Raw genomic sequence first — 22380 nt, 5'->3', positions numbered from 1 at the left:
TTAACACTCAACTCATAATTTTATAAAAATAAATTTTGCAAAACAAAGCAGTTAACCTAATAAAAATAGCCACCTTGATACTTGCTTTTATGCTTGTTGGATGCGAGCAAGATAGCTATCAAAGTAAAGCTGAACAAATTGTTGAAGCAGGCAAAGTGCGTGTGGGTACTTTGTATGGCTCGTCAACCTACTACCTAACTTCGGATGGCGCGGCAGGTTTTGAATACGAACTGGCAAAATCTTTTGCTGATTATTTAGACGTCGAATTAGAAGTTGTGCCTGTTTACGATTTATCTGACTTATTTCCACTGCTAGACAATAATAAAGTTGATTTTTTAGCCGCAGGTTTAACTGCGACCCAAACTCGTGAACAAAAGTATCGTTTTGCCCCAGCTTACCAAGATATCAGTGAAAAACTAGTGTTTAAACAAGGCAAAGAGCGCCCACGTGATTGGACTGATTTAGCCGGCAAGCTAGTTATCACAGAACAAAGTAGCCACCAAGAAACCTTAGAAGCACTCGCTTTAGAAGGCTTTGAATGGCATGTTACCAAAGAGCAAGACGTCGAGGAGTTGATTCAAGCTGTACTCAACGAAGAAATAGACTACACCATAGTCGATTCTAATTTATTAGCGGTCAACCGCCGTATTTACCCTGAACTGAGCATAGGTTTTACTGTATCTGACGACCAACGCATTTCATGGGCCTTAGCGCGTGAACAAGATGATAGTTTGTACGCTTTATTAATCGACTTTTTCGGCAGTGTGCATGCAAGCGGTCATTTTGCCCATTTAGAAGATAAATATTTTGGCCACGTACGTGATTTTGATTACGTTGATACGCGCGTATTCATCCAAGAAATAGATAAAACTCTGCCAAAATATCGTGCTTGGTTTGAACAATATGCCGAAGAATACAAACTCGACTGGAAACTACTCGCGGCGCAAAGTTATCAAGAAAGCCACTGGAACCCGAGAGCTAAATCCCCTACTGGCGTGCGCGGTATTATGATGTTAACCCTACCGACGGCTAAACAGATGGGGGTTAAAAGCCGATTAGATGCTGAAGCGAATATTCGTGGTGGCGCTCGTTATTTATCATCGCTAATTAAACGCATACCTGAGCGCATTCAAGAGCCTGACAGAACTTGGTTTGCCCTTGCCGCATACAACCAAGGCATGGGACATATGGAAGACGCAAGACGCATTTGCCAAAGTTTAGGCGGCGATCCTGACAAATGGCATGAAGTTAAAAAATACCTACCTCTGCTACAAAAGAAAAAATACTATAAATGGACACGCTACGGCTACGCCCGTGGCCAAGAAGCCGTGACTTATGTAGAAAATATTCGCCGTTACCACGATTCATTAATCTGGTTTTTTGGTAGTCAAAACCAGCAATAATTTTTAGTCCAACACTATTGGAATTTGCAATTTCGCTGTAGAATAAATCATTGTTATTTTGCAGCAAATTGCTGCTGTGAGTGTAGAGATTTGACCACAGAATCCACCAGCCAACTGTCCCCTACTTATGCTCCAATTGATGGACAAAACATCCGTATTGAACGTGCAAATTTAGACGATTTAAAAGCGCTAGTAACACTAGAAAACCAAGCGTTTGAAGGTGACAAACTGACTAAACGTCGTTTAAAACACTGGATAACAGCGCAAAATGCGATTTTTATTGTGGCCAAACATCAACAAGATATTTTGGGTTACGCCTTAACTATTTTACATAAAGGTAGCGCGCTCGCTCGATTGTATTCGTTAGCAGTTTCGCCTCTCGCTCGTGGTTTGGGTATAGCTGCCAAACTTATTCAAAAATGCGAGAAATCAGCGTTTAAACAAGGCCGGTTATATTTACGTTTAGAAGTAGCCGAAAACAACCAAGCGGCAATTTCCCTGTACCGCAAACTTGGTTTTGAAGAATTTGGTTTTTACCAAGACTATTATCATGATCATCAGGCGGCATTACGTATGCAAAAGCGTTTATATTTCGCCCACGACACAATTGTTGAACAAGATAATTCACAACAGTCGATAGCTGTGCCTTGGTATCAGCAAACCACACCTTTTACCTGTGGCCCAGCTGCTGCCATGATGGCTATGGCCACGTTGGATAACAACTACACCCCTAACCAAAACGACGAACTACATTTATGGCGTGAAGCAACCACCATATTTATGACATCAGGCCATGGCGGCTGCCACCCCGTGGGGTTAGCGTTAGCACTGCAAAAACGCCAATTTAACGTAAAAGTATTTTTGAACCAAAGTGATACTTTGTTTTTAGATGGCGTACGCAGTGATGACAAACGCACCATTATCGAATTAGTCGAAAAAGACTTTAAACAAAGAGCTGTAGAACAGCAGATTGCCGTTGAATATTATGGTTACCAATTACAAGATTTAGAAACTTGGTTCAACCAAGGCGCTATGATTATATTGCTAATATCAACCTATCAACTAGACGGTACCAAAGCACCGCATTGGGTTTGTGTATCTGGTATTGATAATGAGTGTGTATACATTCACGACCCAGACCCAACAGACGAAGACGACAACCAACTCAACTGCCAATATATGCCAATAGCACGTGACGTGTTTAGCCGTATGAATCGATATGGCAAAAATAAGTTGAGTTGTGCGATAGTGGTTGAGCGTGAAAGTTAGAATATTGTGTAAACACCCCCAACGAGTTTGCTACTCTTGAATATCAATCATATGTCCGACAGCGCATGCTAGTTCTTCCCAGAGCTAGCGGGTACTTCACCTGTCTTCACAAAACTCGTCGTATTTTGGCTTACTCTTGCCATAACCTTGAGTGATGGATACTTCGAAATAGCCACATGCTGAATCTTTATCCCCGGCCACCAAACTGATTAATCCCAAAGAATGAGCAGCTTTCGTTAGTCCCAGTTTATGCGATTTATAAATATTTTGATAAGCGAGTTCAATATACCGGACGTCATCGGTTTCCGAAAAAAGCGAAAAATAATAAGAGCCGAGACTGAATAAAGCGTCTTCAATATTAGCCTGTGCCGCTGTTTTTAAATGGGCAATAGCTTGCTCTTCGGACATAAACTCACGTCCTTCGCTAAATTCGCTGTACAGCTTATACAGAAAATAAGAAGCTTTCGGGTACTTTTCAATAACAGCTAAGCTTGAAAATTCATGGTAGATACTTTCCCAAGTTCCACTTGTGATTAGCGAATACATTTTCATCTGATTCAACATTAATCTAGCTTCCAGATGATTCGCATTTGCTGCAAACTTATAATGTTTTCCAGCCAACTCATAGTTGGCTAAACGATAATAATAAGTCGCTAATAAATAGTGTGAATTTATTTCGCCATTTCTGGCGCTTTTTTCTAACAGAGAAACACCGATTGCTTTCTTCTCAGCTGAATATTGAGAAAATACATACAAACGTCCTAGGGGTTCATTCAGCCGTTCACCATTTAATTTACCAAAATCGATAAGTAAGTCTTCTACTCGAGTTTTTAATTTTTCATCCTCAAGACTATGCGAAATTATGATATTGACAGCGCTTTGCAATATACGTGGTAGTTGCTCGATACAACTGGCTGAGTAATTTAAGTACTCGTCCGTTAAAGATAATAACCTCTGCCGAACCGTGGTTTCTAGTAATTCAATTTCCAGTTTGTACAAGTTTTTACAACTATCGCGTAAATTTGAATCACTAGGCTCGTATGCTTCAACGGGAAAAGAACCCAACAATAAGAAAAATAAGGCAGATAAAGTTACCCAAATAGAAGAATTTGTATTCATAGTCATAATGCTCTGTTGCTTGGCTAATTGACGTAATACGAGGATACCTAAGCGAATACCAGACATTTTAACCGTAAGGCACTGAATTAAACAGCCAATCAAATAAAAACAAACTCATCAATCTTTATGCAAGATCAGCTTTAAAATTAAGCAGTAACTTATAGTGTGAAAATACTTTAGGTTGTTCGACGTATCTCAATCAACTCCACGGTCAAATCAGTTACCTCAAGTGCAACCAATACATATCCATCAATTTCAACCGTATCGGTTGCTTTTGGTATGCGTTTAAATTCGTGAATAAACAGGCCTGAGAGCGTTTCGATACTTTCATAACAGTCAGGCGCAAAGTCGGCAGCTATTTGTTGAAAATCGCGCACAGCAAGATCGCCGGGCACAGTCCAACCGCCATCAGAATTTTGTTCTATTTGGTTTTGAATCGCTTCAACATCATTCAGTGCAACTAACTGCAATACTTGCCATAAAGTTACCATACCGACAACTGTGGTAAATTCGTTAATAACTAACGCCACTTCAACCTCTTGCTGTTTAAAGTTGGTAATGGCATCGGCCAAAGTTAAGGTATCAAGCAAATATACGGGTTGAATAAGCGCAGATTTATCTGCTAATAATGGCTTGTTTTGCAGCAGTTGGCTCAAAATAACGCTTGATTCAATCAAACCTAAAACCTTATATAAACCGCCATCACAAACTAAATAATAGCGCTGTGAGCTTTGTTCAATTTGCCGTTTAAGTTCGGTTTGGTCGGCGTTTATATCTAACCAATGAATATCCGCAGGCAAAGTCATAGCTTGGGTTATATTGGTACTCGGTAGCTCTAATACATTGCCTATCATGTGATATTGTTGCTGCTCAATACTGCCGTGCTCTATGCTTTGGTCAACCACTGCCACTAAATCTTCAAAGGTTATTTGATCGTCTCTATGCAGTGGTACTCTAAACAATTTAAGCAATACATCAGCTAATTTATTAAATAACCAAATTATCGGTTTAAATAGCCAGACACTAAAACGCATTAAATAAATCAACCTAAGTGACGCGGCTTCTGGCAGTACAAAACCTATGCGTTTTGGCAGTAAATCACCAAATAAAATAAATAATCCAGTTACGGTTAAAAAAGATAAGGTAAAAGCTGTTTGGTTTAACCAAGCTTCACCTACCCAATTTTGTAAAAGGCTTTGAAATATAGGGGTAAAGGCAGACTCACCAATAATACCGGCGATAATAGCCAACGCATTTAGCATTATCTGCACAGCCGCAATAAAATCTTTCGAATTATTTTGTAGTGTCATCACAGCAAGCGCTCTTGGGTCTTGCTGATCTAACAAAGGTTGTAATTTTACTTTGCGCACTGCCGCCAATGAAATTTCGCACAGTGCGAATAGCGCACTTAATACAATTAAACCCACTATCCACACGAGTTCCATATAATTAACGACCTCTGTTTTCTAAACGACGTGCCATTTCTGACATTATCATCATGTATAACTCGTCACCTAGGTACAAATCTTCTACTTCCCAATCCAAACTTGGGTTGTCGTTAATTTCAATGACATAAGCTTGGTTACCATGCTGTTTTACATCAACACCATACAAACCATTACCTATTACTTTAGAGGCTTTAATGGCTGCATCTAACACAACCCTTGGCACTTCAAACGTTGGTAAAGTTTCAAAACCGCCGGAATCTGCTGTGGCGTTTTCATGTTTATAAATTTGCCAATGGCCGCCCACCATATAGTACTTACAGGCATATAAAGGTTTGTTGTTTAAAATACCAATGCGCCAATCAAAGTCGGTATATAAATAGGTTTGCACTAACACCAAAGCGCTTTGTTGCAATAGCTCATCTAAACGAAGCTTAAGCTCGTCGCGATTTTTAACCTTGTACACCCCACGTGAAAAAGCACTTTCTGGTACTTTTAATACGATTGGGTAATCAAAGTTACTTTCAATATTGTCTAAATCATCATCATTCGAGCTGCTAACAGACCAAGTTTTTAACGCTGGTACTTTGTTGTAAGTAAAGGCGTCTTGTAAAAAAACCTTGTTACAACAGCGCAAAATAGAGGTTGGATCGTCTATTACCACCAAACCTTCTAATTCAGCCTTGCGCGCAAATTTGTAGGTGTAATGGTCTATTGCTGTTGTCACCCGTATGAACAAAGCATCGTATTCGTTTAAACGCCCATAATCTTGCTCACCAATAAACTCAGCTTTAATCCCTACTTTGGCCGCTGCTTTTACCATTTTGTTTAACGCAACTTTGTCACTTGGTGGCAATTGTTCGTTTTCATCCACCAATATTGCCATTTCCCAACGGTGTTGTTTTTTCGGCTTTTTCGGTTGCCATAATCTGTGGTTAAAGCTTAACAATGCGTCCGCAAATTTGGCGTATTGTTGTTCATTTAACTTGTTGTAGCTTTGGCAAGAAATTGAATTAATTTTCCAGCTAGCTGTGTCTATATCTAAAGCTAAAATAGGTGCAGGAAATTGACTAAATAATTTTTTAGCTAAAGCTTCAAAACCTTCAAAATCAGGGGTGCCAAAATAGATATATAAAGTAAATTGCTCTGGATGTAACGAGCGCACTTTTTTCGCAACACTTGGCAATACAGTATCGGATAACTGAGGTTTGTATAAAGCTTCGTTACGTAGGTCATTAATGGTATTAACTGACGGCAATACCTTATGGCCACGCGCTTCAGCTAATAACGAGCAGTAATAGCCTTTACTCAAATATTGTTCGATATCACACAAGTTAATAATTTTAACTTTGCGTAAGTCTTTGCGAGGGTGATCGGCAAGATACTGCTCAAAAGTTAAGACAAAATCTTCGTGCGCTTGTGCATCGAATGAAATTGGTTGGTCGGCAACTACAAAGCTGCTAATCATGGTCGCTCCTACTATAGAAAATAACAATAAATAAACGTGGAGATCTAGATGGGAGAAACGACACTTAACACTCTTGCCTAAATCCATTTTTTCGCGAAGTTTAAGGCATATTTTTCAAATCACAATATTAATTTTGATTAATTTGTTTAATTTTTTTTGAACTAAGATTAGACTAAGTTCATCGCCTAAAACCTGAGCGGCGCAATGCAAATTAGAGAAGCCCAAGCACTTGATATAGTTGACTTTAACCGCATTAGAAATCAACACAGTGACAATGCTTTACCAAGTAAAATATCCATCTCACCAAACTGCTATCTCAACTACCTAACTAAATATGGCAAAGGTTGGGTCGCAATGCAAAATAACCTGATAACGGGTTACGTAATTTGTTCAAAAAAAGAAAGCAGCATATGGGCGTTATTTGTTGATCAGCAGCATCATAGACAAGGCATTGGCTCCGCCCTACTCGCTCAAGCAATTCAATGGTTGAATCAAAATGGCATAAATAAAGTTTACCTATCCACTGGGCAAAACAGTCAAGCTGAGCAGTTTTACCAAAAACAAGGATGGCAAAAAGGCAGTTTATTAAACAATGGTCAAGTGACCTATATTCACACCACGTCTTTCAGTTAATCTTTATCAATTTCAAAATACTGTTTGACTATACAGTAAAAGTCATCTTTAATACTGTTTATACGAACAGTGCAATTCAGTAATTGGAAAATTGAATTATGTTGACTCACTTATATGTTAAAGACTTTGCCATTGTTGATAGTTTAGATATTGAAATAGACGCAGGTATGAGCACAATTACTGGCGAAACCGGCGCAGGTAAATCTATCTCAATTGATGCTTTAGGGTTATGCTTAGGTAGCAGAGCTGAAGCCGCTATGGTTAGACCAGGTGCGGATAAAACAGAGATCAGCGCAACCTTTAATATTCAACATATTCCATCAGCTAAAAATTGGTTGGCCGAGCAAGACTTCCTGCAACCAGAACAAGAAGAATGTATTATTCGCCGTGTTGTTACCGCCGAAGGTCGTTCGCGCGCTTATATCAATGGTGCGCCTGTTCCCGCACAACAATTACGTAGTTTTGCCCCTCATTTAGTGAATATTCATGGTCAGCACGCGCATCAGTTATTGATGAAAGCTGATTATCAACTCAGTTTGCTTGACCAATATGCCGATCATAAACACCTATTAGCGCAAACTGAATTGGCATATAAAGGCTGGAATAAACTTAAAACTGAATTAAAACAACTAGAAGAAATGCAATCGCAACGTGATGCGCGTTTACAGTTATTAGAATATCAAGTGGCTGAATTAGATGAATTCGCGCTCGCTGAAGGCGAATTTAGCCAAATTGAAGCTGAGCATAAAAGGTTATCTAACGCAGTTACTTTGCTCGCCGACAGCCAACAATGTTATAGCTTGTTATACGAAAATGATGAACAAACCATAGTCAGTATGTTGCAACTGGTTCAACATAAACTAGCTGATTTATCCCGCTACGACGAAACGCTATCCAACATAGCTGGAATGTTAGATGAAGCTGAAATTCAAGTGAAAGAAGCCAGTTATGAATTACGTGATTACATTGATAGCCAAGAGCCAGATCCTGAACGTTTACTGCAAATTGAAGAGCGTATGTCGACAGCTTTGGAGCTAGCACGTAAACATAAAGTAACACCAGAAGAATTGCATATTGAACATGAAAAGTTATCGGCTGAACTTGCAGAAATAAAACGTTGCGACGAACAAAACGAAGCTTTAATTCACCAAGTAGCAGAAGCAGAAGCCCATTATTGGCAAACTGCTGAACAATTGCGTGAAAGCCGTTTAGTTGTAGCAGAGCAATTGTCAGAGCTAGTTACACAAAGCATGCAAAAGCTCAATATGAAACAAGGCCAATTTAAAGTAACGGTTAACTCAATTGAAAAACCATCAAAATTGGGCTCTGATGCGATTGAGTTCTTAGTCAGTGCCAACCCAGGTCAACCTTTACAAGCCATGCATAAAGTTGCATCTGGTGGTGAATTATCACGTATCAGCCTAGCAATGCAGGTATTAACCGCGGAAAAATCTGATACACCAACCTTAATTTTTGATGAAGTTGATGTAGGTATTAGCGGACCAACAGCTGCTGTAGTCGGCCAAATGCTACGCAAAATTGGTGAATCAACCCAAGTTATTTGTGTAACTCACTTACCGCAAGTTGCAGCTTGTGGTCATCAACAAATGTTGGTGAGTAAATCTAACGACGAAACCAGTACCCAAACAACTATGCGTAAACTCTCTACAGAAGAGCGTATTTACGAACTAGCACGTTTATTGGGTGGTGACACTATCACCAATAATACGCTAGAAAATGCACGTGAGTTGTTGGTCGGCTAAATTGAATATGACTTTTTAGCTTTAAGTTTTCGTATGCGCATGTTCATTAGCTCGACGCTGACTGAGAAGAACATTGCAAAATAGATATAACCTTTGGGTACGTGCATATCTAATCCTTCCCCTGTCAAAGTAATGCCAATTAACATTAAGAAAGACAAAGCTAAAATTTTAATTGCAGGGTTACTGTCAACAAAGTCAGATATTGCTTTAGCAGTTAACAACATCACCAAAACAGATATCAAAACAGCAATAACCATAATCGAAATATGCTCAACTAAACCTACTGCGGTAATAACAGAGTCGAGTGAAAACACCACATCTAATAAAGCAATTTGCACTAATACCGCAATAAAACCAACTTTTACTTTGCCGTCTTGTGGTGAATGGTCTTCCCCATCTAACGCATTGTGAATTTCTAGAGTTGACTTAGCCAATAAGAACAAGCCGCCTATTATCAATACTAAATCTCGGCCGGATATTTCTTCGTTTAAAACGGTAAATAAAGGTGTAGTAAGCTGAACTATCCAAGCTATGCTCATAAGCAATAATAGCCGACTTAGTAGCGCTAACCCTATACCAAGTTTTCGTGCTTTTTCTCGCTGCGCTTCAGGTAATTTCGCCACTAAAATTGAAATAAATATAATATTGTCGATGCCGAGCACTATTTCTAAACCAATTAGCGCCGCCAGTGCTATCCAAGCGTTAACATCCGTTACCCATTCAAACATATTTGCTCTCCATTTTACTCTCTACACACTTTAATTTGTTTTCAATTCACAAAGGTGTAGCAGAACAATAACTTAGAGCAAAACTTCTTTTTCAGGGATGAAAAAGCAGAGCGTACAAGGATGTATTTACAGCGTTTTTGCGAAAGTTATGTTCTGGTGCACCGTTCTACCCCAAACCCGCAAACTATGACACGACTACTAGCGATTTAAAATATGCCTGCACAAATAAAAACGGGCGTATCAATACGCCCGTTTTTAACTATCAAATCAATAAACAAAATCTAGCTACTTAATAACTTCAACAAAGCCTGTACAGGATGTTTTGGTTTAAATCCATCTTCACGTTTAACTTGTGAGCGACAAGAATAACCAGTTGCCAATACAACTTCTTGTGGCAACTTAGACACTTTGTCACCCCAGCTCATTTGATAAATTTGCTGAGAATTTTCAAGGTGTGAAGCTTCATGCCCATATGTACCAGCCATACCACAACAACCAACAGCAACTGGGGTTAACTTAGCCCCCACTTTGGCAAAAATGTTTTGCCAATCTTTTTGGCTTGCCGGAACTGCAGTTTTTTCAGAGCAGTGGCCGAATAATTTAAATTCAATCTTGTATTGTTTCGCTTCAGGGAAGGCAACATCTTTAAGCCACTCATGCGGTAGCAATACTTCAAACTCACCGCGATCTTCACCTAAAGCTTTAGTATATTCATCGCGATAACATAATACTAAGCTTGGGTCAGTTCCGACCATAGTAATGTTTAAATCAGCTAATTGATTTAAAAACTCAGCGGCAGTTTTGGCTGTGTTTGCAAAACGTTTTAAGAAGCCTTTTACGTGCTGCGGTTTACCATTTGGTACAAATGGTAACAAAATTGGCGTATAACCAAGTTTGCTAATAAGTTTTACCCAATCGGCCACTACATCCGCATCATAAAATGAGGTGAATGGGTCTTGCACTATCGCAACCACTTTTAAGCGCTGAGCTTCGGTTAAGTTACGAATGCGATTAATGTCCCAATCTAATACATTTAATTCACCTACTTTAGCCACCTGCTGTTTTAGCGTTGGGTAACTTAATGTTGGTGTATCAACATAACCTAAAGTACTTTTAATTGCGCCCTGCACTAACTTAGTATTTAAAAAGAAGTTAAACAAACGCGGTGCTTTCGCCATTAATGGCGCGCTGTTTTCTATGCTACCAACTAAATAATCTTTTAACGGACGGCTATAACGCGAATAATAAAGCTGTAAAAAACGCGCTCTAAAACCAGGCACATCCACTTTAATTGGACATTGGCTAGAGCAGGCTTTACAGGCCAAACATTCATCCATAGCTTCCATGACTTCGTGCGAATAATCGTATTCACCGGCATTTTTATTTTTAGTATTTTGCCAACGCGCAAACCAAGAAGAATCGTCTTCACCTTTTAACAAAGCTTTTTCTTCGTTGTTAAAGTCTATACCTTGATTACTTAACTGGCGCAGCCACTCACGCATCAATCCTGCACGGCCTTTAGGACTATGGCGACGATCACGCGTCACTTTATACGATGGACACATAGGACTGTTCGCATCCCAGTTAAAGCACAAACCATTACCATTACAGTTCATTGCGGTTTCGACACTTTCTTTAACTTTAACTGGAATTTGTCTGTCGTAAAAACCACGTTTGGTATCATCAACCGATACTAACTTTTCGCTAGAATCAACTGGTGTACAAATTTTACCTGGGTTAACCCTATTTAACGGATCAAATGCCGCTTTTATTTTACGCAGTTCTAAAAATAGCTCGTCGCCGAAAAATTCTGGGCCATATTCACTGCGATACCCTTTACCATGTTCGCCCCACATTAAGCCGCCATATTTTGCTGTTAATGCAACAACTTGGTCAGATATTTTGCGCAAAGTCACTTCTTGTTCAGGATCGCACATATCCAAAGCTGGACGCACATGTAAAACACCTGCATCAACATGACCAAACATGCCGTAATTTAAACCATAACCATCTAACAAATCTCTAAACTCCATAATGAAGTCAGCTAAGTTTTCTGGTGGTACAGCAGTATCTTCGGCGAATGCGAGTGGCTTTTTAGTACCTTTGGTATTACCCAATAAACCAACCGCTTTTTTACGCATTTCGTAAATTGTTTGAATACTAGCTAAATCAGCTGTGACTTGGTAACCAATAATGCCAGCTTGCTTATTGGCAACTAAAGCATCTAACTTGTCGGTTAACGCAGTTATTTTGGCTTCGCTGTCAGCCGCTTCCACCGCGTTAAATTCAACAATATTAATGCCTTCCATAGTTTTGCCAGGTACATCGGTAATTAAATGTTTAACCGATTCCCAAATAATATCTTCACGCGCTAGGTTTAAAACTTTGCTATCTATGGTTTCAACCGATGTTGCGTTTGCTTGCACAAGGAAAGGTGCGTTACGCAACGCAGACTCGAAACTGTCGTACTTAACATTAATCAGGGTTTTAAATGGCGCAATTGGTGTAACATTTAATTTTGCTTCAGCAACAAAAGCTAATGAACCTTCAGAGCCGGTAATGACCCGGCCTAAATCGAATTCGGTTAAATCGTCATTAAAAACGTGCTCTAAATCGTAACCAGTTAAAAAACGGTTCAAACGAGGGAATTTTTCTAAGATCTGTTGGCGTTTGTCACGACAGCTAGATAAGACTTGCTGATAGATTTTACCTATGCTGCTGTCTTGTTTCGCAAGCGCTTCTGCTTCAGCAATTGGCATTTTTGCTGTTTCTAAAACATCACCACCTAACAGGATGTTTTTTAGCGCTAATACATGATCACTGGTTTTGCCATAAACTAAAGAGCCTTGGCCAGATGCATCTGTATTAATCATGCCACCAATAGTTGCACGGTTACTAGTACTTAAATCAGGTGCAAAGAAAAATCCATGTGGCTTTAAAAAAGCATTCAGTTGGTCTTTAACCACACCTGATTGCACACGTACCCAATTTTCTTCAGCGTTAAACTCTAAAATTTGATTCATGTGGCGGCTCATGTCCACCACTATGCCTTGAGTTAACGACTGACCATTAGTGCCTGTACCACCTCCGCGCGGCGAAAATTTAACTGCGGCAAATTCAGCTTTGCCAGCGACTTTAGTCACTAGCTGCAAGTCAGCAATATCTTTAGGCAATACAACTGCTTGCGGCAGGCTTTGATAAACACTGTTATCCGTCGATACCGAAAAACGACTGGCGTAACTGGTTTCTATTTCACCTTTAAATCCGTTTTGTTGTAGTTCGTCTAAGAAATCTAAGTAAATTTTTTCTATGGCATCAACTTGGGTTAAACGTGGGATCATCTGTCTATCAAATTCTCTAAAGCTTTGTGAGAGCGAATTATATAGAAATTTAACCGTGGAAGCTAAGCTTTGTTTGGCAAAAGCGCTCGCTTGGGTCTAGGCTAATATAAAGCTGAACGAAAGTGAGTTGATATGTGTAAACTTGTTGTATGGGTGTTATTAATAAGCTGCTGCTTAACAAAACATATAGCTGCCAACACACAAGACACACTTGTGTTCGCAGTCCCGCAATTCCCGCCCTACACATATAAAGACAATGGCACTTGGCAAGGTAAAGGATATGAGCTAGCAACCAAAGCGCTAAAAAAAGCTCAGATAAAATACACTATTCGTCCTGTCGCCAATTATGCACAAGCATTTGATCAGCTAAAACGAAATTTGGTTGATGGTTTTTTTCTAGCGTCTAAAAATGACGTACGCGACCAAATAGCCGAATTTTCAGCTCCTATCATGGTTAATAAATGGAACTGGTATGTATCACCCGATATAGTAGAGTCGCCTCTTTCGGAAACATTTATTCAAAAGTATCGAGTGGCTAGTCACTTCAAAACCAACACTCACCAATGGTTAATAAAACACAATTATCAAGTAGAAGCAGTTATTGAACTGATAAACATACCAAGCATGTTAGATAAAGGCAGAATAGACGCGGTTATGCTAGCCCAATGGGTTTTTGAAGATGCCGCAGCCAAAACAAACGTTCCTATCGAACAATTTAGAGTTTATTTACATAGCAGCAGAGATTTTGGTTTTTACGTGAGTAGACGCGTAACAAAAACTAACCCGACTCTGATGTTAAAACTTAATAGTGCTATTTTATTAGTTCGAGAGTAACTTGATTAAACGCTCACCCGATGTTTTGTGCACGCCCGCATACACCACGGATTGGTTACGCCCTAATTTTTTAGCTTGATATAAAGCTTTATCTGCGCTTTCAATAAAACTAAATACTGTGTCGCAAGAATCAGGTATGGCAGTGTAAGCACCAATAGTTAAGGTTATATAATCTGAGATCAACGAGGCGGAATTACTTAATTTGAGGTCTTTCAACGCTGAGTGACACTTTTCAGCCAATGCTTCTAAGTCCACTTCAGTTACTTGATTAAGTGCAACTATGAATTCATCACCACCAAAACGGGCCACAATGTTCTCGTGTTCAGAAAAAACTTCAACCAAGGTCTGTGCTATACGTAGCAGGCAATCATCGCCCGATAAATGTCCATATCTGTCGTTGTACTGTTTGAAGTAATCTATATCTACCAGTAGTACACCAACCTGAGTTTGTGAAATCATTGCATCCATAAAAGAGACTTCAAATGTCTCGTTAAAGTATCTCCGGTTATGGATTTTGGTCACAACATCATGATTTGAGGTATAGAGTAATTTTTGATTTAACTGCTCAATTTTTTCTAAACAGCGTTTTTTCTCAGTAATATCTCGGCTAATACCAACCAAAGCTGTTGTTTGGCCTTGTTCATTTTTGAAAGGATATTTGACGGTATCGAACAAAACTTTACTACCGTCAGGCAAAGTGCACCATTCTTCAGTTTGCTGCGCTGCATCTTGGTTAAATAGTTTAGTGTCCCACTCTCTGAACCACTGAACTACTTTTGGATCTGGAAAGAGGTCTTCGTCGAAAGCACCAACAACCTGGTTGTACTCTTTACCAACAAAGTCGCAAAAAGCCTGATTGCAGGCAATATATTTAAAGTTGCGGTCTTTAACAAAAACCAGATCATCGATTGAATCTATGATGTTTTGCAGTAACTGTTGCATGTTCATTTTGGTTAGAAACTAACCATCTCCTTTACTACTTGTATGAGAGTTGAATCTAGACATCAACTGTGTTCCGTTACCAATTCGGTTAAAGATTAACCGTTTTTTTGAGTATTTCAATTTCTCAAATAGAATTATTAAGCCTAATTTATTACTTAATATTGGCGATCGCTTAATTTAATATGAATATCTGTAAAGACTTGGTTTTGAATTAAAACCACCAGCTTTTCTTTGACCAGTTCTAAGATAGCCAAAAAGGTCACAACCACACCACTTTTACCTTCCTTTACTTCAAAAAAATCAGCAAAAGGTTGGTAGGTATCACTGGATAACTTTTCAAGGATAGCCGTCATTCTAGCGCGTGTCGACAATAACTCTGGTCTAATCTGATGATGCTTAAAATTTGATGCACGTTTTAATATAGATGAAAACGCTAACACCAGCTCTTTTAAATCTACATCAGGCTGAATCACCACAGGTTTGCAATTTTCCGCCACCATCACAGTACCGGCAAAAAAATCGCGTTCCTCTCGCGGTAAGTTATCAATTTCTTCAGCGGCTTTTTTAATAACTTCGTATTCTTGCAAACGGCGGATAAGCTCGGCTCTAGGGTCTTCTTCCTCGTCTTCATCTTGCTTCAATTTTGGCAGTAATACACGCGATTTAATTTCAGCTAAAACAGCAGCCATTACTAAATATTCCGCAGCCAATTCTAAGTTGACGTCTTTCATAACTTCTACATATTCCATGTACTGCGAAGTTATTTGAAAAATAGGAATATCCGCCACTTCAAATTTTTGTTTGCGAATTAAATACAGCAATAAATCTAATGGCCCTTCAAAGGATTCAAGTATCACCTCTAAAGCTTCAGGTGGGATAAATAAATCTTCAGGCTTTTCAATAACAGCTTCGCCTCGCACATAAGCAAGGGGTAACTCTTGTTGAATAGGTACAGATTCTACGGCTGTATTCATTTTTATTAACGACTGTTATTAGGGTTTATTCGAAAGGCTCAGGATCACCTTGGCCAACACGAATCACCTCAGCTTGATCTTCTGATAAATCGATAACAGTTGTTTGGCTTTCTGCTAAATAACCACCATGGATAATTAAATCAACCGCGTGCTCTAAGCTGTCTCGAATCGATTCAGGATCAGACTCTGCAAAAGTTTGTCCGGGCAATAACAAGCTTGAACTCATTAATGGTTCACCCAAAGTTTCTAATAACTCTTGCGCAATAATATTATCAGGAATACGAATGCCTATAGTTTTGCGCTTAGGATTTTGTAAACGTCTTGGCACTTCACGGGTTGCTTTAAAAATAAAGGTATAAGCACCCGGAGTATTGTTTTTTAACATTCGAAACGCCGTGTTACCCACTTTGGCGTAAGTTGATAGTTCAGATACGTCTTTACACATTAAGGTAAAGTCGTGATCCATATCTATTTTTCGAATTTGGCAAATGCGCTCTAATGCGGCTTTATCCCCTACTTGGCAGCCAATGGCATAACCTGAGTCAGTTGGATAAATAACCACACCGCCATTTCGAATAATTTCGCACGCTTGGTTTAATAGTCTTTTTTGTGGATTGTCTGGGTGAACATAAAAAAATTGGCTCATGAAATACTCCTTAAGCTGGATTGACCATATTCCAGTCAGTCCATATCGGCTCACAAAATTCTGGTAAAGGTAATAGGCTGCCTAATTCAGTATAGGAAGAAACTCGATGAAAGTCAGAACCTTGTGAAGATTTTAATTTAGCTTGCTGCGCGTAGGTGGCTAATTGAATCAATTCGTTATTATTTTGCCTAGGTAATCCAACTTCAATAGCATCACCTTTATGCTCTGCAAAATAATCAACTAATTTGCGTACCCATTTATTTTTAAGATCATAACGTGTTGGATGGGCAAGTACTGCATGTCCACCGGCTGCTTGTATCGCTGCAATAGCTTGTTCAACACTTATCCATTCAGGTGCAGCATAAGCTTTGCCTTTGCGCCCTAAATACTTATCAAATGCTTGTTGCATGCGATCAACTATGCCTGCTTCCAACAGTGTTTTGGCAAAATGCACACGTGAAATGCTCTGCCCTTGCGCTTTTTCTAACACTTTTTGCATAATTATTTCTGCAGTAAAACCGTAAGATTCAGGCAATACGCGTGCAAGTTTGGCAGCAATTTTTTCAGCACGTTTATCACGCGTGTTTTGTTGTTGTGTTAATAAAGCGACTAACTCTGGTTGTTTGTCATCAATATTTAACCCAACCACATGAATTTCAAAGCCGTGCCAACGTGTTGAAATTTCCACCCCAGCTACTAACTTAAGCGGCAACTTATGTTTGTGAATTGCATCACGTGCGGGTTCAAGCGCTGATACTGTATCGTGATCTGTAATAGCCAGCACATCAACACCTTTGTTTGATGCTCTTAACACTAGCTCTTCTGGCGATAATTCACCGTCTGAACATTTTGTATGGCTATGTAAATCAATTTTCATGCAAATCACGCTCTTTTTTCAATTAACGGTTGACTTTACCACAGATATGCGTTTCATTATGCATATATTTTTTAAGTACAGATTCAATTACACAGCCTTATGCAAAACTTAACTACAAACAAATCATTAGTATGGTGGTGGAGCCTCACATAAAGTGCGGGCCGGTTGTGTATTATTTATACAAAAACAAGAAAGCCCGCAAATGCGGGCTTTTTTGTTTTTAAAGCTTAGGTACAATAGGCACCCAATTATAATAGAGCGCGGAAAATTTGCTTCTATAAACTTCGGGTACAAGGGTATGGATTTAATCCGAAAATAGGTATCAGAATGACATTAGGCACTAGATTACTAATACGATGGCGAAATTGATTAAGGTTTTTTCTCATTATTTTTCTTAAACTTAATCAAGACGAAATTAAATTATGACAACACAACTTATTACCAATCAGTTAGCCACTGAATATATAGCAGACCCACTTACCGTCTACTATAACTTGGCTAAGGATCATACCAATTCATTGTTATTAGAATCGGCTGAAATTGATAGCAAAGACAATCTTAAAAGTATTTTGTTATTAGATGCCTGTTTGCGCGTGGAATGTAACGGCTTAAGCGTTAGTGTAGATGCACTCAATAGTAACGGTTTACCGGCGCTGCAATTTTTAAACGACAAACTTGCACAGCATCTTAACAGCCAAAATAACAGTCACAGTGAGTTTGTGTTTACTCGCCCCCTGCACAATTTAGAAGAAGATCAAAGATTAAAATCTGCTAACCCTTTTGAAGTATTGCGCTCACTATTAACCATTCCAACCGACAACAAACCCGTGTTTTTAGGTGGTGTATTTGGTTATGACTTAGTAGGTGTCGTTGAAGAGTTACCAAATGTGCCGGATGGCGAAAATAGCTGCCCAGATTACGCATTCTATTTAGCTGAAACCATTTTAGTTTGTGATCACCAAACACAAACTGCTGAATTAACCAGTTATAGTTTTTGCCCTGAACATGCTGCAAAGGCTAAAAGCAGTTTAGAAAATTATCATCAAGCATTAAGCAAACTCGAAGATTTTCATCCAGAGTTAGCTCCTATCAGTCAACAAGACGTAAAAGTGGACGTGAGTGATGAAGATTTTTGCCAATCTGTTATCGCGTTAAAAGAAAATATTCGTTTAGGTGATATTTTCCAAGTTGTCCCTTCGCGCACTTTCAGCTTGCCTTGTAAACACTCAGTTGCAGCCTACCGCAAACTGAAAAAACAAAATCCTAGCCCATATATGTTTTATATGCTCGACCAAAATTTTGAGTTGTTTGGTGCATCACCTGAGTCGTCGGTCAAATATACCAAAGCCAGCAATGAAGTAGAGATTTACCCAATTGCTGGGACACGTCGTCGTGGTTTTAAACCTGACGGTACAATCGACTTAGATTTAGATTCACGCATAGAACAAGAGCTTAGAAGCGACCACAAAGAATTGTCTGAACATATGATGCTAGTTGATTTAGCCCGTAACGATGTTGCTCGCGTTTCAGAGCCTGGCAGTCGATATGTATGTGATTTACAAAAAGTCGATAGATATTCATTTGTAATGCACTTAGTTTCGCGTGTTAAAGGTCAATTACGCAGCGATTTAGATGCGCTACATGCATATCAAGCCTGTTTAAACATGGGTACACTAACAGGTGCCCCAAAAGTCAAAGCGGCCGAGTTAATTCGCTTAACCGAGAAAAAACGCCGTGGTAGTTATGGCGGAGCAGTGGGTTATTTAACTAGTGATGGTGATATGGATACCTGTATCGTTATTCGCTCAGCTTTTGTTAAAGATGGTACAGCCCATGTACAGGCTGGTGCAGGAGTGGTTTACGATTCTAAACCACAAGCCGAAGCAGACGAAACCCGCAATAAAGCGCAAGCGGTATTAAACGCAATCATTTCAGCATCTACAGCATCGGAGGCGTAACATGAGCACAACCGTATTTTTATTAGATAACTTCGACTCATTTACTTACAACCTCGTAGATGAACTAAAAACCATGGGTTTTGAGCTTGTGGTTTACCGCAATAATGTTGACGCCAAGGTCATGTTTGAAAAAATGCAGGCTTGCGAAAACAACGTAGTATTAATGTTGTCCCCTGGCCCTGGTAGCCCATCACAAGCTGGTTGTATGCCAGAGCTTATCCAACTATGTAAAGGCAACTTCCCAATTATCGGTATTTGTTTGGGCCATCAAGCAATTGTCGAAGCTTATGGCGGCACAGTTGGTACTTCTGGTGAAATTATGCATGGTAAAGCTTCAGCTATTACCCACAATCACCATCCTGTGTTTACTGATATGGTCAGCCCACTCTTTGTTGCCCGTTATCACTCGTTAATGGCAACTACAGTACCTGATACTCTAGATTTAATTGCCGAAGTAAATGACATTCCTATGGCGGTAATTAATGAGCAAGACAGAGTTTTAGGTTACCAATTTCACCCTGAAAGCATTTTAACCACTTTTGGTTCAAAATTGCTGAAACAGAGTTTGAACTACCTAACCCGCCCAGCAGAATAATAAGGATTAATTATGCAAGATTTTATCAATAACGCTTTTGCCGGAGAAAGCTCAGACAAAGCGCAAACCCAAGCATTTTTTAACCAAGTGATGTTAGGCGAAGTTGAGCCGATATTATTAGCAGGTGTGTTAGGTGCGTTAAAAGTAAAAGGTGAAACACCCGAAGAAATCGCAGGCGCAGCAGGCGCTATGCGTGCAAATGCACTTGAGTTTAATCGCCCTGATTATCTAATTGCCGATAGCTGTGGTACAGGTGGAGATGGTGCCGACACTATCAATATTTCAACCACAACAGCCATAGTTGCCGCTGCTTGTGGTTTAAAAATGACAAAACATGGTAACCGCAGTGTTTCAAGCAAATCAGGCTCGTCAGATTTGTTAGAAGGTTTAGGCATCAACCTAACACCTAGCCCAGAGCAATCGCGCAAATGTTTAGATGAAGCTGGTATCTGTTTCTTCTTTGCCCCGCAATATCACTCGGGTGTAAAACACGCGATGCCAGTGCGTCAAACTATGAAAACACGTACTATTTTCAACATTTTAGGCCCGTTAGCTAACCCTGCAGCACCGGACATTCAATTGCTTGGTGTTTATTCAGCAGATTTACTTAAACCTATTGCGGAAACCTTAAAACAGCTAGGTTTAAAACGCGCTATGGTGGTTCATGGTACAGGCTTAGACGAAATCGCTTTACATGGCGAAACGCAAGTATGTGAACTTAAAGATGGTCAAATCAGTCAATATAGCCTAAGCCCCGCTGACTTTGGTGTAAGCGAATGTGCCTTAAGCGACATTAAAGGTGGCACGCCAGCTGAAAACAAAGAGATTTGTCTCAACATGTTATCTGGCGAAGGTCAACAAGCGCATTTAAATGCTGTTGCTATCAACGTATCTGCCCTTTTATATATGGCAGGTTTAGCAACTGATTTAAAACAAGGTACCCAAATCGCGCTTGATGCAATGCAATCAGGTAAAGCGCTAGCAACTTTAAACAAATTTGTGGAGCTGTCGAATGGCTAATGTATTAGAAAAAATTTGCGCGGATAAACGCGAAGAAGTTGCGGCGCAAAAACTAGCAAAACCATTAGCGAGTTTTGTTGATGGCTTAACACCTTCTGATAGAAGTTTATTTGCTTCACTATCAAAACCACAAAAAGGTTTTATTTTAGAGTGTAAAAAAGCCAGTCCATCTAAAGGGTTAATTCGCGCTGAATTCAATTTAGATGAAATAATTGATGCGTATTTACCATATGCCAGTGGCATCTCGGTATTAACCGATAAAAAATACTTTCAAGGTGATCATGAGTATTTAAAATACGTGCGTGCAAACGTAACCCAGCCTTGTTTATGCAAAGACTTTTTTGTTGATGAATACCAAGTGCACTTAGCGCGTTATTACGATGCGGATGCAATCTTATTAATGTTATCTGTATTAAACGATGAAGAATACGCAAAACTAGCGGCTTTGGCTGACAGCTACAAGTTAGATATTTTAACTGAAGTATCTAACGAAGAAGAATTGGCACGTGCAATTAAACTGAACGCGAAAATTGTTGGTATCAATAATCGTAACTTGCGCGATTTATCAACTGATTTACAAACCACTCGCGATTTAGCACCAAAAATTCCAGCAGACAGAATTATCATCTCAGAATCTGGCATTTATACCCACGACCATGTGTCTGAATTATCTAACTATGCTAAAGGCTTTTTAGTCGGCAGCTCGTTAATGGCGCAAGATAACTTAAAACAAGCCGTGCATAAGTTAGTGATTGGGGAAAACAAAGTATGTGGTTTAACCCGTGCTGAAGACGCAATTGCAGCTAAACAAGCAGGCGCTGTGTATGGTGGTTTAATCTTCGCGGAAAAATCACCACGTTGTGTAGATATTGAAAAAGCCAAACAAGTAATTGCTGCTGCCGAATTAGTTTACGTAGGTGTTTTTGTAAACGCACCAGTGTTAAAAGTAGCCGATACCTGCAAAGAATTGGGCTTAAAAGCCATTCAATTACACGGTGAAGAAGAGCAAGAATATATCGACAAGCTCCGCCCTAAATTGCCAGAAGATGTGCAAATTTGGAAAGCACATAACCCGACTATCTCGCCGTTACCTCAATTAACTAAAATTGATCGCTGGTTGATTGATTCGGGTACAAAAGCACGGCCAGGTGGCACAGGTAAAAGCATTGATTGGCAAATTTTGTCACAAATAAACTTTGAAATTCCATTTATGTTAGCGGGCGGTATTAGTGAAGAAAACGCCAAACTAGCCGCGAAACAAGGTGCATTGGGTTTAGATATTAATTCAGGTGCAGAAGACGCACCAGGCATTAAAAACCCAGCAAAATTAACCGCTATTTTTAACGAATTACGATAATACCGAGG

The 22380-nt window shown here is 39.5% G+C and carries 18 protein-coding genes; 9 read left to right on the top strand and 9 right to left on the bottom strand.

Translation table 11 applies throughout. The annotated features are described in order from the left end of the window. Positions 1–35 precede the first annotated feature (35 nt). Both mltF and ACMZOO_RS16730 read left to right on the top strand, forming a co-directional pair. Positions 36–1403 carry a membrane-bound lytic murein transglycosylase MltF gene (gene mltF / locus ACMZOO_RS16735; protein WP_440904433.1) on the top strand — a complete coding sequence of 456 codons (1368 nt, stop codon included), beginning with the start codon at positions 36–38 and terminating at the stop codon, positions 1401–1403. Between the two features lie 90 nt (positions 1404–1493). Next, entirely contained in the window at positions 1494–2672 is a 1179-nt protein-coding gene (locus ACMZOO_RS16730; RefSeq protein ID WP_440904432.1) for a GNAT family N-acetyltransferase/peptidase C39 family protein, read from the top strand. Between the two features lie 96 nt (positions 2673–2768). On the opposite strand, the gene ACMZOO_RS16725 is transcribed toward ACMZOO_RS16730, so the two are convergent. The 3 genes from ACMZOO_RS16725 to ACMZOO_RS16715 all read right to left on the bottom strand — a co-directional run bounded on the left by ACMZOO_RS16725 (position 2769) and on the right by ACMZOO_RS16715 (position 6704). Beyond that, a complete protein-coding gene (locus tag ACMZOO_RS16725) occupies positions 2769–3857 on the bottom strand; it encodes a hypothetical protein (protein ID WP_440904431.1) in 1089 nt (362 codons plus the stop codon). A 110-nt stretch (positions 3858–3967) separates the two neighbouring features. After that, a complete protein-coding gene (locus ACMZOO_RS16720; protein ID WP_440904430.1) occupies positions 3968–5236 on the bottom strand; it encodes a hemolysin family protein in 1269 nt (422 codons plus the stop codon). Between the two features lie 4 nt (positions 5237–5240). Next, a complete protein-coding gene (locus ACMZOO_RS16715; RefSeq protein WP_440904429.1) occupies positions 5241–6704 on the bottom strand; it encodes a RimK family protein in 1464 nt (487 codons plus the stop codon). Positions 6705–6908: 204 nt separating this feature from the next. On the opposite strand from ACMZOO_RS16715, the gene ACMZOO_RS16710 reads away from it, so the two are divergent. Beyond that, positions 6909–7337, top strand: coding sequence for a GNAT family N-acetyltransferase (locus tag ACMZOO_RS16710; protein ID WP_440904428.1), 429 nt, complete (start codon positions 6909–6911; stop codon positions 7335–7337). 98 nt (positions 7338–7435) lie between these two features. Next, the gene (gene recN / locus ACMZOO_RS16705; RefSeq protein WP_440904427.1) at positions 7436–9100 is read left to right on the top strand and encodes a DNA repair protein RecN; all 1665 of its coding nucleotides are present in this window, start codon (positions 7436–7438) and stop codon (positions 9098–9100) included. Here recN and ACMZOO_RS16700 read toward each other — a convergent pair. Continuing rightward, the gene (locus ACMZOO_RS16700; RefSeq protein ID WP_440904426.1) at positions 9097–9828 is read right to left on the bottom strand and encodes a TerC family protein; all 732 of its coding nucleotides are present in this window, start codon (positions 9826–9828) and stop codon (positions 9097–9099) included. The two genes, recN and ACMZOO_RS16700, sit on opposite strands and share 4 nt — an antisense overlap. 281 nt (positions 9829–10109) lie before the next feature. Next, positions 10110–13169 (bottom strand): D-2-hydroxyglutarate dehydrogenase YdiJ, encoded by a 3060-nt coding sequence (gene ydiJ / locus ACMZOO_RS16695; protein ID WP_440904425.1) that lies wholly within the window; start codon positions 13167–13169, stop codon positions 10110–10112. Positions 13170–13382: 213 nt separating this feature from the next. Here ydiJ and ACMZOO_RS16690 point away from each other — a divergent pair, with 213 nt between their 5' ends. After that, complete coding sequence (locus ACMZOO_RS16690) at positions 13383–14003, top strand: substrate-binding periplasmic protein (protein WP_440904424.1); 621 nt, start codon at positions 13383–13385, stop codon at positions 14001–14003. Here ACMZOO_RS16690 and ACMZOO_RS16685 read toward each other — a convergent pair. From ACMZOO_RS16685 to ACMZOO_RS16670, 4 genes are all read right to left on the bottom strand, one after another. Next, positions 13989–14951, bottom strand: coding sequence for a diguanylate cyclase domain-containing protein (locus ACMZOO_RS16685; protein ID WP_440904423.1), 963 nt, complete (start codon positions 14949–14951; stop codon positions 13989–13991). The genes ACMZOO_RS16690 and ACMZOO_RS16685 overlap by 15 nt on opposite strands. 149 nt (positions 14952–15100) lie before the next feature. Further along, positions 15101–15919 (bottom strand): segregation and condensation protein A, encoded by an 819-nt coding sequence (locus ACMZOO_RS16680; RefSeq protein WP_440904422.1) that lies wholly within the window; start codon positions 15917–15919, stop codon positions 15101–15103. Positions 15920–15944: 25 nt separating this feature from the next. Beyond that, complete coding sequence (locus tag ACMZOO_RS16675; RefSeq protein ID WP_440904421.1) at positions 15945–16565, bottom strand: L-threonylcarbamoyladenylate synthase; 621 nt, start codon at positions 16563–16565, stop codon at positions 15945–15947. A gap of 10 nt (positions 16566–16575) precedes the next feature. Then, positions 16576–17442 carry a PHP domain-containing protein gene (locus ACMZOO_RS16670; protein ID WP_440904420.1) on the bottom strand — a complete coding sequence of 289 codons (867 nt, stop codon included), beginning with the start codon at positions 17440–17442 and terminating at the stop codon, positions 16576–16578. A gap of 422 nt (positions 17443–17864) precedes the next feature. Between ACMZOO_RS16670 and ACMZOO_RS16665 the strand changes: the two genes are divergently transcribed. Genes ACMZOO_RS16665 through trpCF form a run of 4 tightly spaced genes read left to right on the top strand, consistent with a single transcriptional unit; the run spans position 17865 to position 22372 of the window. After that, positions 17865–19400 (top strand): anthranilate synthase component 1, encoded by a 1536-nt coding sequence (locus tag ACMZOO_RS16665; RefSeq protein WP_440904419.1) that lies wholly within the window; start codon positions 17865–17867, stop codon positions 19398–19400. Position 19401: 1 nt separating this feature from the next. Beyond that, positions 19402–19995 carry an aminodeoxychorismate/anthranilate synthase component II gene (locus ACMZOO_RS16660; RefSeq protein ID WP_440904418.1) on the top strand — a complete coding sequence of 198 codons (594 nt, stop codon included), beginning with the start codon at positions 19402–19404 and terminating at the stop codon, positions 19993–19995. A gap of 12 nt (positions 19996–20007) precedes the next feature. Continuing rightward, entirely contained in the window at positions 20008–21015 is a 1008-nt protein-coding gene (gene trpD, locus ACMZOO_RS16655; protein ID WP_440904417.1) for an anthranilate phosphoribosyltransferase, read from the top strand. Beyond that, on the top strand, positions 21008–22372 hold the full coding sequence (gene trpCF / locus ACMZOO_RS16650; RefSeq protein WP_440904416.1) for a bifunctional indole-3-glycerol-phosphate synthase TrpC/phosphoribosylanthranilate isomerase TrpF: 1365 nt from the start codon (positions 21008–21010) through the stop codon (positions 22370–22372). Before trpD ends, trpCF begins: the two co-directional genes overlap by 8 nt. Positions 22373–22380 lie beyond the last annotated feature (8 nt).

The organism is Catenovulum sp. SX2, assembly GCF_052056295.1.
GTDB lineage: Bacteria > Pseudomonadota > Gammaproteobacteria > Enterobacterales > Alteromonadaceae > Catenovulum.
This window is presented reverse-complemented; position numbering and strand designations above follow the sequence as displayed.